Genomic DNA, 12,333 nt, shown 5'->3' on the forward strand with positions numbered 1-12,333 from the left:
ACCATATCAAGCTGCTGGGCTCCCCGTCAAGTGGACAATGAAATAGAATAAAATTATTTTGACGACTGTCTACCGAAATTCGGTAGGCAGTTTTTATGTTTTTTACTTTGTTTAACCTCAACTTTGCTCGACTGGCCTCCTTCTTGGTTAAGCGGATTTATTCTATTCGCTTGTCCAAGAGGGGGAGTGATTAAGCTGCCATTAATAATTCTTGATGAACTTGGATCGGTGTTTTGCTCTTCAAACATCGTTGATAGCGACCATTGTTGTAATAGTTCATGTATTTCTCGATCATTTCAACGAGACTTTCTCTACTGATAAACTTTCGCCGATAATATTTTTCTCGCTTAAGCATTCCCCAGAAGCCTTCCATTGGACCATTATCGGTACAACGGGCGACACGAGACATACTCTGCTTCATTTTCGCTTTCTTTAGCTTTGTGCAAAAAACTTTACTTGTATATTGAAATCCGCGATCGCTATGAAATAGCGGATGAGCGGTTGGTTCGGCGGCGACTGCTTGATCGAAGGTATCAAAGACTAATTTATTGTCATTTTTGTCGCTGATGACAAATGAAACAATGCGACGATCGGCGAGATCGAGAATAGCGCTCAAATAGATTTTCTTCACTTCGGCCCCTTCATAATACTTGAATTCACTCACATCTGTTAGCCATTTTTGATTCGGTTGATCCGCATAGAACTTTCGATTCAAATAATTTTTCGCAATATGATACGGAGTCTTGGATGCCTTAGTGATACTATTGCCTGAATGCTTGATGGTTGATTGGATTTGAAGTTTGCGACAGATTCGAAGAATACGCTTGTCATTCACTTGAAAGCCATAATCATTCACGAGATCTTCACAGATTCTGCGATATCCTTTATCGTTGTCTGCTTCATAAATATAACGAACAAGGTCTGCCAACTGTTCATTCAATACCACTTCAGGCAGTTTGGGATTTTTTAACCAACGATAATAGGCCGATCTTGTGACATGGAGCAGGGTACACATGGTGTTAATTGGATAGCTTTTTGTCTCGTGCAGCTCTTTGATCGATTGGTATTCAAACGTATGACGAACTAATTCAAATCCCGCCTCCTTTCTAACTCGCTGACTTTTTTTAACAGGTCATTTTCCATTTCAAGCAACTTGATCCGTCGTTCTTGTTGAGCCAGTTTATCGCGCATTTCTTCTTCGGGTGTTCTGGCAGGTTTACTTCCCGCTCGTTGCCCTCGACGGTCTTCTAAGCCTTTTTCTCCCATCTCGTCGTATTTCAACACCCAGTTCCGAACTTGTTGGTAAGAGACTTGGTACTGAATTGCGGTTTTCCCATAGTCTCGACCGTTGATAATACAGTCATGCACAATTTTAATTCGTTCATTCAATGTTGTTTTTCTGGATTTACTCATTCTACTTCCACCACTTTCTGATTTGAAGTTTCTATGAGTATTATATATCTTTAACCAGTCTTCTAATTGTTTTTTGTTACGAAGCCCGTATTTCTTGGCGACAGCTCTTAAGCTACCATATGTTCCAGCTAAATAATCATGGATCGCATTCAGTTTCAACTCTGTTGAGTATGATTGATTCCTTTTTGTAGGGAGTAAACCTGTGGGTCCTTCATTCTCATAAAGAGTGATCCACCTTTCTATCGTACTGAAACTTACTTGTGCTTCTTTGGCCAGGCTGTTTATGCTAGCTTCATTTTTTAAAGCTCTTTCTACAAAAGCTAGCCGTTCTTCTGAACTTAATTTCATTTTTCCTCTAGACATACAAACTCCCCCTATATAAGCCACTTTATATTTCAGTGTCCTATATAGGGGGAGCATATCAAGCTAGGGTTTGTCTTTTTGCTATGGATTTTTTAGAAGTGATAGATGAACGAGACAACTAACGAAAGAACCCCCAGAAGAACACGAATGATACCTATGCCTACAAAAAAACAAACCAAGACATAGAACATCTTGCATTTTTTATCTTCGTAATAAAAGGCTTGATAATAGTTGAAAGCCAATACACACCGCAACAAAACATAGAACATCATAAAAAAATGAAGAAAGTAGAGTCGCTCCAAATGATACGCAATTTGCTCTAATGGTAATTTTCGAGAGATGCTCCTAGTCAAAGGATCAGCAGTGAAAATTAAGATTAAAAAACCAGGCAAGAAGAAAAAAAAGAATTCAATGCCGGCGATATGTTTTTTGTGTTTCGGAACCAACTTATGACAATTTGAACTGGAGGTTCTCTCAAAAGCTAGAAGAAGCACACAAAAGCTCACAGTCGATAAACCGACAGCAACGAATTCCGTTTTTCCATGAATTGTCAAAGGCCAAATTGGGGAGCTATGATATTTTTCAAAAATCATTGCGGCACCCAGAATAACATAATCAATAAGGGAATAGATCTTCCCTTTTCGCTGATAACTATCAAGGAGTTGATATCTTTTTTTCAAAACATTAAAAACCTCCTCACAATTTAAATGAAGCAATCCAGTAACAAACTTATTCAATTGAAAGACAATCTTTTAATCACCTAAAGCTTATCTTTTGCTAATGGATTTTTTAGAAGTGATAGATGAACGAGACAACTAACGAAAGAACCCCTAGAAGAACACGAGTGATAATTATGCCTACGAAAAAACAAAGCAAGACATAGTACATCCTGCATTTTCTATCTTCATAATAAAAGGCTTGATAATAATCGAATGCCAATACACACCGCAGTAAAACATAGAACATCATAAAAAAATGAAGAAAGTAGAGCCGTTCCAGATGATAGGTGATTTTCTCTACCGGTATCGTTCGCGATAGTAAACCAATCAAGGGATCGGCAGTGAAAATCAAGATGAAAAAACCAACCAAGAAGAAGAAAACGTGCTCAATTCCAGCGAGATGCTTTTTGTATTCAGGAACAATCTCATGACGGTTTAAACTTGAAGTTGTATTCCAGGCTAGCAAAAGTATCATTGCGGTTACAGCTGTCAACCCAATCGCGCGAATATCTGAATTTCCAAGAGTTCTTATAGGTCTAATCGAGAATCTACGAGGCCAAATTTGGGAGCTATGATATGCTTCAAGTAATATTGCAGCCCCCATAATTATATGATCAATGATGGAATAGATTTTTCCTTTTCGCTGATCACTATCAAGGGGTTGATATCTTTTTTTCAAAACATTAAAAACCTCCTCACAATTTAAATGAAGCAATCCTGTAACAAACTTATTCAATTGAAAGACAATCTTTTAATCAGCTGAGGCTTGTCTTTTGCTAATGGATTCTTTTAGAAGGGGTGAATAAATGAGACAGATTAAGTAAGAGCGGCACGAAGAATACGAATGACACCTACGCCCACGAAAAAACAAAGCAAGACATAATACATCCTGCATTTTTTATCTTCATAATAAAAGGCTTGATAATAATCGAATGCCAATACACACCGCAACAAAACATAGAACATCATAAAAAAATGAAGAAAGTAGAGCCGTTCAAGATGATAGGTGATTTTCTCTACCGGTATCGTTCGAGATAGTAAACCAATCAAGGGATCGGCAGTGAAAATCAAGATAAAAAAACCAACCAAGAAGAAGAAAAAGTGCTCAATTCCAGCGATATGCTTTTTGTATTCAGGAACAAGCTCATGACGGTTTAAACTTAAAGTTGTCTCCCAAGCTAGCAAAAACACCATTGCGCTCACAGCCGACAACCCAATCCCACGAATATCTGATCTCCCACGAATTATAGGTCTAATTGGGGAGCTATGATATGTTTCAAATAATATTGCAGCCCCCATAATTATATGATCAATGATGGAATAGATTTTTCCTTTTCGCTTGTATAACGTCACTTGATCCGTTTTCCCCAATACAAAGCCCCCTATGCTATTCATAACTGAGTATATTTTTGAAGAAACTTTTCCTATGGTACTGAGGTATGGACGTAAACTCCGAAGACACTATTTGCGAAATAAAAAGTTTATGGACATGATCCACATATAGAAGAGTGCACCTCCTACTAGAAATAAAAAGCTGTATACATAAATATAGCCCATGTAGCATTTTCTTTTTTTGTAATAAAAGGCTTGATAGTAGTCAAAAGCGAATAAACACCGTATCAAAGCGAACAGTAACATACGTAGATTGAGAAAATACAATCGATCGAAGTGATACATAATCTGTTCCAAAGGTAATTGGTTTCGAAAAAGCAAATGATTAATTAAGCTTTCTGATCTGAATAAAAGCAAAATAAAAGAGACGAGTAAGCCGAGAAAAAAACTGATTTCTATACTATGTTTTTTTTCTTTAGGAATGTTTTTATGCGCATTCAACAAATAGGTCTTATAAAGAGAATAGGACATTAATACGCTAAATAAGCCACCCACCATATACTCGTTCGTCCCCGGAATATGTAAATACTTAGGAATCGTAAGCGGAAAAGAATGATATGCACTAAAACAAAGGGCTGAGGTGATCACTAGATAATCAATCAAAGCATACAATTTTCCTTTATGTGTATCATCGTCGAATATCTTGAATTTTTCCACTTCCCTCCTCTTTTAGTAAGCAAGGTTATCTGCTTAGGGATACCTTCAAAAATTAAGGCGAAATAACTAATCCTACATTTTTTAAACAAATTAATCAATTTTAAATAAAATAATTCATTTTTCTGTGCTTATATGATAAATTTAACTTGTATAACACGTGTTGTCAAACTTTAATTATGAGGAGGAATTGAAATGAAGCAAAAATTGAAGCAAAAATATTCAGTTATATTGTTACTTGTCGTTTTACTGAGTGGTTTTTTCTCACCAATCACGGCATATGCTGTCAGTGAGAGTGGCAATTTTGCAGATGTTCCTGATGACCATTACGAAAAAGCGAATCTATTGGTCGCCCTTGAAGAAGAGCTAGTAGAAATCGGTTTATCTTTGGAAATCCTTGCTAATACGAGTATCGATTTTGAAAATTTACAGTACCAGTCACTAATGCCAACAGAGGAGCGTTCAGAAAGAAATTTACCAGCTGTTACGCCGGTCGTTCCTTTTGAGTTTCCTAAAGTCAAACAATTTGCCACTAGAATTTACGGGAACAATCCCACCAATGATCAACTTATGCACACATTTATGCTTTATTATTTTGATGTGCATGATTATGAGCGCAATGCTGGGCTGGTGGGTGACAGACTTCCCCTTCGTTACTACCCTGAATATTACACCTTCAATGACACCAATGCTTACAATGCCTTTCTTAGAACCACTATGGGAACCAAGTACTTGAATTTTGCGTTATCATCTTATAATGCGGTAACTAGTCTTAAAGATTATTTTTCAAATCTAGATATCTACAACTTTAAAAATCATGTCTCTAACGTAAAAAAATCCATTGCGGGATATAAGAACGCTGATGAATTGAAGTCTATTGCCGAGGACCTCTTTGAATATTTCACTGAAGAAAAATCTTCATTAGAATCCATAAACTCCCCAGAAAAATTCATGGAAGAAATTTCCAAGATGATCGATACACAAGAAACCATTGATCAAGCTTCGAAAAAGGCTTTAAAAGGGATGTATGACACCGTTTTAGACTCTGTCTTTCTTTTACTCCTGGGTGCAAATCCAATTGGGATAGCGGGAATTGCTACCATGTATGTTACCGCTATGGCGACAATGTACGTATCTATTATTGATCTTGCTGCCATCAATACTTTAGCGGGTACACGAAACAGCCGGCTAAACTTTAGACAGCTTAATAATTGGGGTATGTGGTAGCAAATAAAAATCAATTTGTTACATAACCCACCCATTAATATATAAAGAAGGAGCCTTCGGAAATCAATTGATTTTCGAAGGCTCCTTCTTCTATCGTTGTTTATTTCTGTAAAGCTTTTTTCATCATACTGATCACAGAATCGAATTGGGAATGCTCATTGACGACTTGATCGGCTTTTTGCCGATTGGGGCGGTCTTTTAGAAAGTCGAAGATTTGGTTTTCATTCTGGATGCCTAATTTAGCCATAAACTCATCCAAGTTCTGAAAATCCGTATACTTTTGTAAGAAGTCATTGTTCAACAACGCCTTCACATCAAGATCCCCTTTTTGATACGCTTGATAAAGGCTAGTCAGTTCACTGAAACTGAAATTTGCTTTTAATTGATCCATCCATCCCATTTATGCTTCCTCCTTCGCAGAAATGATTTTCGCACCAAGGGTATTTTCAAAATGGCGTAGTGCCCATTCATGTCCGACCGCGTCAAAGCTGGCAACGGTATTTGCATCGATCACCAGTTTGTAGCCTAAATTATAGGCATCCACTGCTGTATGCAAGACACAGATGTCGGTACAAACACCGGTCAGGTACAATTCCGTGATCCCTCTTTCCCGCAGTCGGATGTCCAAGTCGGTACCGCTAAAGGCTGAGTAATGGCGCTTGTCGATCCAATAGACATTTGGCGCTTCCTGATAGTTTTCATAAAGCGGGGCTAAACGACCATAAAGATGTCGCCCCGCACTGCCCGCAAGATTGTGAGGTGGGAACAAGCGGTTTTCAGGATGATAGTTGTCTGTTTCCTCATGACGATCGATGGCAAAAACGACAAATTCACCGGCTTCGATAAAGGCTTGCGTCCGAGCCACTAAGGCAGCTTCAATCGCTTGCCCAGCAGCACCCGTGGTCAATCGTCCCTCATCTGCAACAAAATCAAACGTATAATCAATGGATAGTAATGCTCTCATGCTTCCTTCCTCCTCTTACGAATCGGCTCTCTTGTTTTTTAAGTTACTTTAATGTTTCAACGAATGCCAAGACCATTTCAGCGGAACGCTTGCCAGCTTCTAAGATAAACTCATCAAAAGAGACGGTTGCTGCGTGGTCGGCGGTGTCGCTGATCGCGCGCACGATCAAGAAAGGAATATTGAATTGCTGCGCGGTCTGTGCGATCGCGGCTCCTTCCATCTCACAAGCCAAGGCATCTGGAAAATGTCCTAAAATCTCCTGTACTTTTTGCGGGTCATTGATAAAACTATCGCCGGTAACGATAAGTCCCTTTTTCACGGTATGATGGGTCGCTTCTGCGGCTTTCGTCATCTCACTGATCAAATAGCGGCTGGCTTCATAATACAAAGGCATCCCACCAGGCAGCTGGCCATATTCATAACCAAAGCCCGTCACATCGACATCAAAATAGGCCACTTTATCTGAAATCACTAAATCCCCTACTTGTAAGCCGGCACCGATCCCACCAGCTGATCCAGTATTGATCACCATATTGACCCCGTATTGTTGGATCAATAAACTAGTGGTGATCGATGCCAGAACTTTGCCGATACCTGAACGAACGACGATCACTTCATGATTGCCGATACTTCCTGAAATAAATAGTGCGCCGCCGCGTTCCCAAGAAAGCGGTGAAATCAACTGTTCCCGCAACGCCTTGATTTCTTCCTCCATTGCACCAATAATACCAATTTTCATGTGTTTGCCTCCTGCTTCTCGTTTATTTTTCACCCTTTAAAATGAAAAACAACAGAAATTCCCACGTATCTACTGACGTGTTTTTCTCCTTTCATGATAAACTAGTTTTGACGAAACGAACAGTTTTTTGTCATTATAAAAGGAGGCACTTATGTCTGAAATTTTCAACGCCATGGCAGCAAAATACGATACCCCTGAACGGATCGCGTTAGCACAATTAGTCACCCAAACCCTTGAACCTTATTTTAAAGACAACCAGCACCACACTCTGATCGATATCGGCGGCGGTACCGGCCTAGTAAGTCTGCCCTTAGCAGCTTATATCCAGCACTTAGCCATCTGGGATACTGCCCCTAACATGATCGAGGTTTCTGAAAAAAAAATCAACCAACTGCAGCTGGCCAATGCTTCTGCAACTGTCCACGATCTGCTGCAAGAATCCTTACAAGCAAAAGCAGACGCTGTGCTGCTATCCCTCGTCTTGCTGCATATTCCTGACACAGCCGCTATGATAGAAAAACTATACGCCTTGCTGCAGCCAGGAGGAACCCTTTATCTAGTGGATTTCCTCAAAAATCCCGCCGTATCTCACCCGCTGGTTCATAATGGGTTTGATCCTTCCGCATTGACTCAACTGGCAGAGACGACTGGGTTTACTGCCACTTCCTTTACCGTTTTTCATGAAGCGGATCATTTGTTCATGAATCAGCCAGCGGCCATGTTTTTAGCTATTTTGAAAAAGCCGACCGAATAACAAAAAAAGCCGCACTTGCAGAAGATGCAGGGGCGGCTTTTTCTTAGTACTAGAAGAATCACAACAAAAAGATCGCCAAACCAACGACGACTAACAATAAAGTGACGATCACAATGGCTTTCATTAAAAAACGGTTCAGATCCCGAGATTTCTGGTTCTCACCGGCACGGGTCTTCGTGATTTCTTTGTTTTTCTTGCGCACTTTTCGGTAGTGGTTATCAATTTGTTTTTCTTTTTGTTTCCATTCTTTCTTGCTTTGCTTTTCTACGATTTGCTGATTGCGTTCAGCTGCCGCTTGTTCTTCTTCGCGTCTGCGTCGAAGCTCACTGCGGGTGATCAATGGTTCTTTAGGCAAGTCCGTTCCTCCGTTTCAATTCCAGCAACTCCCAAAATTGGATCGCAAACACGGTCTTCGCATCACAGATCGTTCCATCAGCGATAGCGGCTTGTGCTTGCTCTAAGGTCAATTCATAGACTTCCAGCACTTCATCTTCGTCTTGCGGTAAGGGATTTGTCACTTTTTCCAGCTCTTTGGCATAATAGACATGCAAGAGCTCATTAGCAAAGCCTGGTGAAAGGTACATAGAAGAAACGTGCTCCAGCGTTTTTGCACGATAGCCAGTCTCTTCTTCTAATTCCCGGGCGCCAGTCAAATCTGGACGAGCGCCTTCTCCTGGATCGATTTTTCCTGCTGGTATTTCTAAAATCACTCGCTCTAACGGTTTTCTGAATTGGCGAACAAACAGCATTTTGTTCTCACTTGTCAAGGCGATCACGGCAACACCACCAGGGTGAAAGACTAGTTCGCGTTTACTGGTCCCGCCATTTGGCAAGGAGACATCATCAACGACCACATCAATGATCTTGCCATGAAAAATTTCATTCCGTTGGATCGTTTTTTCTTCAAAATCTTTAAATTCTAACATCTATCGACACCTAACTTTCCTCATACGTCTTATCTATCAAACACTTTAGCATAATTTAGAAAAAATATCTTCTTAAGAAATAGCAAGAAAGCTTATGAATTTACTAAAAATCGGAAAATCCACCCCAAGTCTGATATTTTTCTTTTAGTGAACATGCTAAAATAAAGATGTCGAATAACCCAATCTACTTGTCCAAGAGATTTTTAGGAGGAGGAAAAATGAAAAAAAACATCTGGCTGATCGTTGGTGCGATCGTCCTCATCAGTATTATTTTTAACGTAGTAGGCGATTCATTTGCGAGCCTATTATTAATCGTCGGTGCAATTTTAGTCTACGTCGGTATTAGAGGGCGTAAAGTTCCAGCAGCCGATCCACAAGTTTTGCCTTCTTTAACGAGAGAACGAGAAGCCCATTACTTGAAAAGCGGAATGACTGCTCGTGAGATCGAATTGTTCCGTGAAACGATGAATCAGACGAAACACCAAATCGATAAATACCAAAAAAATATCACTAGCAATAACAAGTTAAAAGCCATTGACTTGCGTCACGATGCCTTGCGTGCCTCAAAAGCTCTTTTCAAAGAACTCGTGAAAGAACCGACCAAACTGCCTTTGGCAAGTCATTTCCTTTATACACACTTGCCCAACATGGTCGATTTGACCGATAAGTTCATTGAAATCAATAGCCATGAGATCAAAAGTCGTGAGACCTATGATAAAATCGAGGAAAGCACCCAAATCATCGAGCAAATGGCTTCCTTGATCGCCAAAGACTACTCCCAATTTGTAGCAGACGATCTTGATGACATGGATGTTGAGTTATCCATTGCCAAACAAAGCATAAAACGAGATAATGAATAGGGATAGATTCTGATTGGCAACAAGAAAAGAATCTAAAAAAAAATCTAGCCCAGGCTAGATTTTTTTCGAAAGCAGACAATTATTAGGAGGAGTTATTATGAGTGAAACACCAAATCAAGCAAAACCCGTAACGGATACGCTTGACGATTTATTGAACAACCCATTTTCAACCCCTGTCGACACTTTGACCACCACTCAACAAGCGGAAATCAGTCAGCTGAAAGAACAGCAAACGGCACCGCGTTTGATTGATAAATTACCGCCAGAGCGTCAAGCACAGGCCCAAGAATTAGCCAGCAAAATCGATGCGACCGACCAGCAAGCGGTCATCACCTATGGTGCAGCTGCCCAAACCAAACTTGGAGAGTTTTCCCAATCCATGTTGAACCATGTCCAAGCAGCTGATATCGGCCCTGTGGGCGACTCATTGACGGAGTTGATGTATCGCTTGCAAGAAGCCAATCCAGACGAACTGCGTGCAGGGGAAGGCAACTTATTCAAGCGGATGTTTGGTAAAGTAAAACAATCCATTTTTGAAATCACCGCTAAATACCAAAAAATCGGTGCCCAAATCGACAAGATCGCCGTCAAATTGGATAAAGAAAAAGACGGTTTGCTAAAAGACAACATGATGTTGGAACAGTTGTATCAAAAGAACAAAGATTACTTCGATGCATTGAACATCTACATTGCCGCTGGCGAGTTGAAGATGCAAGAATTGCAAACCAAAATTATTCCTGAAGCCATGAAAAAAGCAGAAGAAACGAATGATCAAATGGACGTACAGATCGCCAACGATTACACGCAATTTCTTGATCGTTTAGACAAACGAACTCATGACTTGCGCTTGGCACGTCAAATCACGATCCAACAGGCACCGCAAATTCGCCTGATCCAAAACACGAACCAAGCGTTAGCAGAAAAAATCCAAGCTTCTGTCAATACAGCGATCCCACTATGGAAAAACCAAGTGGTCATTGCCTTGACTTTATTGCGTCAAAAAGATGCAGTTACGGCACAACGCCAAGTTTCTGAGACCACCAATGATCTATTGAAGAAAAACTCAGAAATGTTGAAAGTTTCTGCTATTGAAACAGCGAAAGAAAACGAGCGCGGCATCGTCGATATCGAAACATTGCAAAAAACACAAAACGACCTTGTGGAAACGATCCAAGAAACATTACGGATCCAAAAAGAAGGAAAAGAAAAACGTCGTGCTGCCGAAGTGGAATTGGGTCATCTAGAAGAAGACTTGAAAGACCGCTTATTGGATTTAACCAGCAACAAGTAAACGAAACGCCACGTATTAAAGAAAGCCCCTCTTTGGTGACCTAAATGGTCAGCCAAAGAGGGGCTTTCTATGTTGAAAGTAGGAAATGCATTGAGCGTCTACCTATTTTTTCACCAACTCTAATGGTGAATCGATTTGTTCAGCGACTGTTTTTCCTTGGAAATGGTCAAACGCTGCCTGCAATGCAAGGCGGCCCATTTCTTCTGGTTTTTGAGCGATCGTTGCCGTCATTCTACCTTCTTCGATGGCTTTGAGTCCGTCTTCAGTACCGTCAAACCCGACAATCACTACGCCTTCTCGGTTTCCCATCGCTTCGGCTGCCCCTAAAGCCATTTCATCGTTTTGAGCAAAGACGCCTTGAATGTCATTGTTGGCTTGGAGGATATTTTCCATAACCGTTAATCCTTCTGCTCGATTGAAGTTTGCGGATTGCTTTTCAACAACATCCAGTTTGTCTTTAGCATAATCATCAAAGCCTTTTCCTCGCTCTCTGGTTGCAGAAGCGCCAGGGACGCCTTCAAGTTCTACCACTTTTGCGTTTTCCCCTAATTGTTCGAGAATAAATTCTGCTGCCATTTTTCCACCTTCTTCGTTATTGGAGGCAACCGTCGTCAAAAGCGTTCCTCCATCGCTACTACGGTCGATGGCAATAACTGGGATGTTGGCATTATTAGCGGCTTCAACAGCTGGGACGATAGCAGCAGAATCAACGGGATTGATCAAAAGCACATCCACGCCTTGTTGGATCAAATCATCAATATCATTGCTTTGCTTGGCAGTATCATCTTGGGCATCAACAAAGCGTACATCGGTGTCATTTTCCTCAGCCAGTTGATTGATCCCCTCTTGCATGGAAACAAAAAACGGGTTATTGAGGGTGGAGATCGATACACCAACTGTCAATTCTGAAGCTGCTTTTTCCTCACTTTGTGTCTCACTACTGCCGCCGTTGTCCAATGTTGCCGCTCCACATCCAGAAAGTACCAATAAGCCTGCTGCCAATAAAAACATTTTTTTCATAATAGATCCTC

Annotated in this window: 15 protein-coding genes; 4 read left to right on the forward strand and 11 right to left on the reverse strand. The window is 40.5% G+C overall.

Features of this window, described 5'->3' with window-relative positions:
• Positions 1-190: 190 nt before the first annotated feature.
• From IGI69_RS14750 to IGI69_RS14770, 5 genes are all read right to left on the reverse strand, one after another.
• The gene (locus IGI69_RS14750) at positions 191-1,057 is read right to left on the reverse strand and encodes an IS3 family transposase (protein ID WP_311776546.1); all 867 of its coding nucleotides are present in this window, start codon (positions 1,055-1,057) and stop codon (positions 191-193) included.
• Between the two features lie 26 nt (positions 1,058-1,083).
• Positions 1,084-1,776 (reverse strand): transposase, encoded by a 693-nt coding sequence (locus IGI69_RS14755; protein WP_438739694.1) that lies wholly within the window; start codon positions 1,774-1,776, stop codon positions 1,084-1,086.
• 92 nt (positions 1,777-1,868) lie between these two features.
• Positions 1,869-2,456 (reverse strand): hypothetical protein, encoded by a 588-nt coding sequence (locus IGI69_RS14760; protein WP_167827314.1) that lies wholly within the window; start codon positions 2,454-2,456, stop codon positions 1,869-1,871.
• Between the two features lie 109 nt (positions 2,457-2,565).
• A complete protein-coding gene (locus tag IGI69_RS14765; protein ID WP_270266768.1) occupies positions 2,566-3,174 on the reverse strand; it encodes a hypothetical protein in 609 nt (202 codons plus the stop codon).
• 137 nt (positions 3,175-3,311) lie between these two features.
• The gene (locus tag IGI69_RS14770; protein WP_228077330.1) at positions 3,312-3,866 is read right to left on the reverse strand and encodes a hypothetical protein; all 555 of its coding nucleotides are present in this window, start codon (positions 3,864-3,866) and stop codon (positions 3,312-3,314) included.
• Between the two features lie 870 nt (positions 3,867-4,736).
• Between IGI69_RS14770 and IGI69_RS14775 the strand changes: the two genes are divergently transcribed.
• Entirely contained in the window at positions 4,737-5,768 is a 1,032-nt protein-coding gene (locus tag IGI69_RS14775) for a hypothetical protein (RefSeq protein ID WP_240934943.1), read from the forward strand.
• 100 nt (positions 5,769-5,868) lie between these two features.
• Here the strand turns inward: IGI69_RS14775 and IGI69_RS14780 are convergent, their stop codons facing one another.
• The 3 genes from IGI69_RS14780 to IGI69_RS14790 are packed head-to-tail and all read right to left on the reverse strand — an operon-like array spanning position 5,869 to position 7,471.
• A complete protein-coding gene (locus IGI69_RS14780) occupies positions 5,869-6,168 on the reverse strand; it encodes a hypothetical protein (protein ID WP_005227832.1) in 300 nt (99 codons plus the stop codon).
• A complete protein-coding gene (locus IGI69_RS14785; protein ID WP_123834449.1) occupies positions 6,169-6,732 on the reverse strand; it encodes a cysteine hydrolase family protein in 564 nt (187 codons plus the stop codon).
• 43 nt (positions 6,733-6,775) lie between these two features.
• On the reverse strand, positions 6,776-7,471 hold the full coding sequence (locus IGI69_RS14790; protein WP_081117805.1) for a 5'-methylthioadenosine/adenosylhomocysteine nucleosidase: 696 nt from the start codon (positions 7,469-7,471) through the stop codon (positions 6,776-6,778).
• Between the two features lie 151 nt (positions 7,472-7,622).
• On the opposite strand from IGI69_RS14790, the gene IGI69_RS14795 reads away from it, so the two are divergent.
• Positions 7,623-8,225, forward strand: a complete 603-nt coding sequence (locus IGI69_RS14795; RefSeq protein WP_123834447.1) for a class I SAM-dependent methyltransferase — start codon at positions 7,623-7,625, stop codon at positions 8,223-8,225.
• A gap of 58 nt (positions 8,226-8,283) precedes the next feature.
• Here the strand turns inward: IGI69_RS14795 and macP are convergent, their stop codons facing one another.
• Together macP and IGI69_RS14805 are read right to left on the reverse strand one after the other, a co-directional pair.
• Positions 8,284-8,580, reverse strand: a complete 297-nt coding sequence (gene macP, locus IGI69_RS14800; RefSeq protein ID WP_005227820.1) for a cell wall synthase accessory phosphoprotein MacP — start codon at positions 8,578-8,580, stop codon at positions 8,284-8,286.
• Positions 8,573-9,151, reverse strand: a complete 579-nt coding sequence (locus IGI69_RS14805) for an NUDIX hydrolase (protein ID WP_005227818.1) — start codon at positions 9,149-9,151, stop codon at positions 8,573-8,575. Before IGI69_RS14805 ends, macP begins: the two co-directional genes overlap by 8 nt.
• A gap of 218 nt (positions 9,152-9,369) precedes the next feature.
• Between IGI69_RS14805 and IGI69_RS14810 the strand changes: the two genes are divergently transcribed.
• Positions 9,370-10,011: a 5-bromo-4-chloroindolyl phosphate hydrolysis family protein gene (locus IGI69_RS14810; RefSeq protein ID WP_010749055.1), complete on the forward strand. Its 642-nt coding sequence runs from the start codon at positions 9,370-9,372 to the stop codon at positions 10,009-10,011.
• 97 nt (positions 10,012-10,108) lie between these two features.
• On the forward strand, positions 10,109-11,302 hold the full coding sequence (locus IGI69_RS14815) for a toxic anion resistance protein (RefSeq protein ID WP_060792554.1): 1,194 nt from the start codon (positions 10,109-10,111) through the stop codon (positions 11,300-11,302).
• Between the two features lie 102 nt (positions 11,303-11,404).
• Here the strand turns inward: IGI69_RS14815 and IGI69_RS14820 are convergent, their stop codons facing one another.
• Positions 11,405-12,322 carry a D-ribose ABC transporter substrate-binding protein gene (locus IGI69_RS14820; protein ID WP_016609995.1) on the reverse strand — a complete coding sequence of 306 codons (918 nt, stop codon included), beginning with the start codon at positions 12,320-12,322 and terminating at the stop codon, positions 11,405-11,407.
• Positions 12,323-12,333: the final 11 nt, after the last annotated feature.

The organism is Enterococcus sp. DIV1083b (assembly GCF_051713705.1).
Lineage (GTDB): Bacteria > Bacillota > Bacilli > Lactobacillales > Enterococcaceae > Enterococcus_D > Enterococcus_D casseliflavus.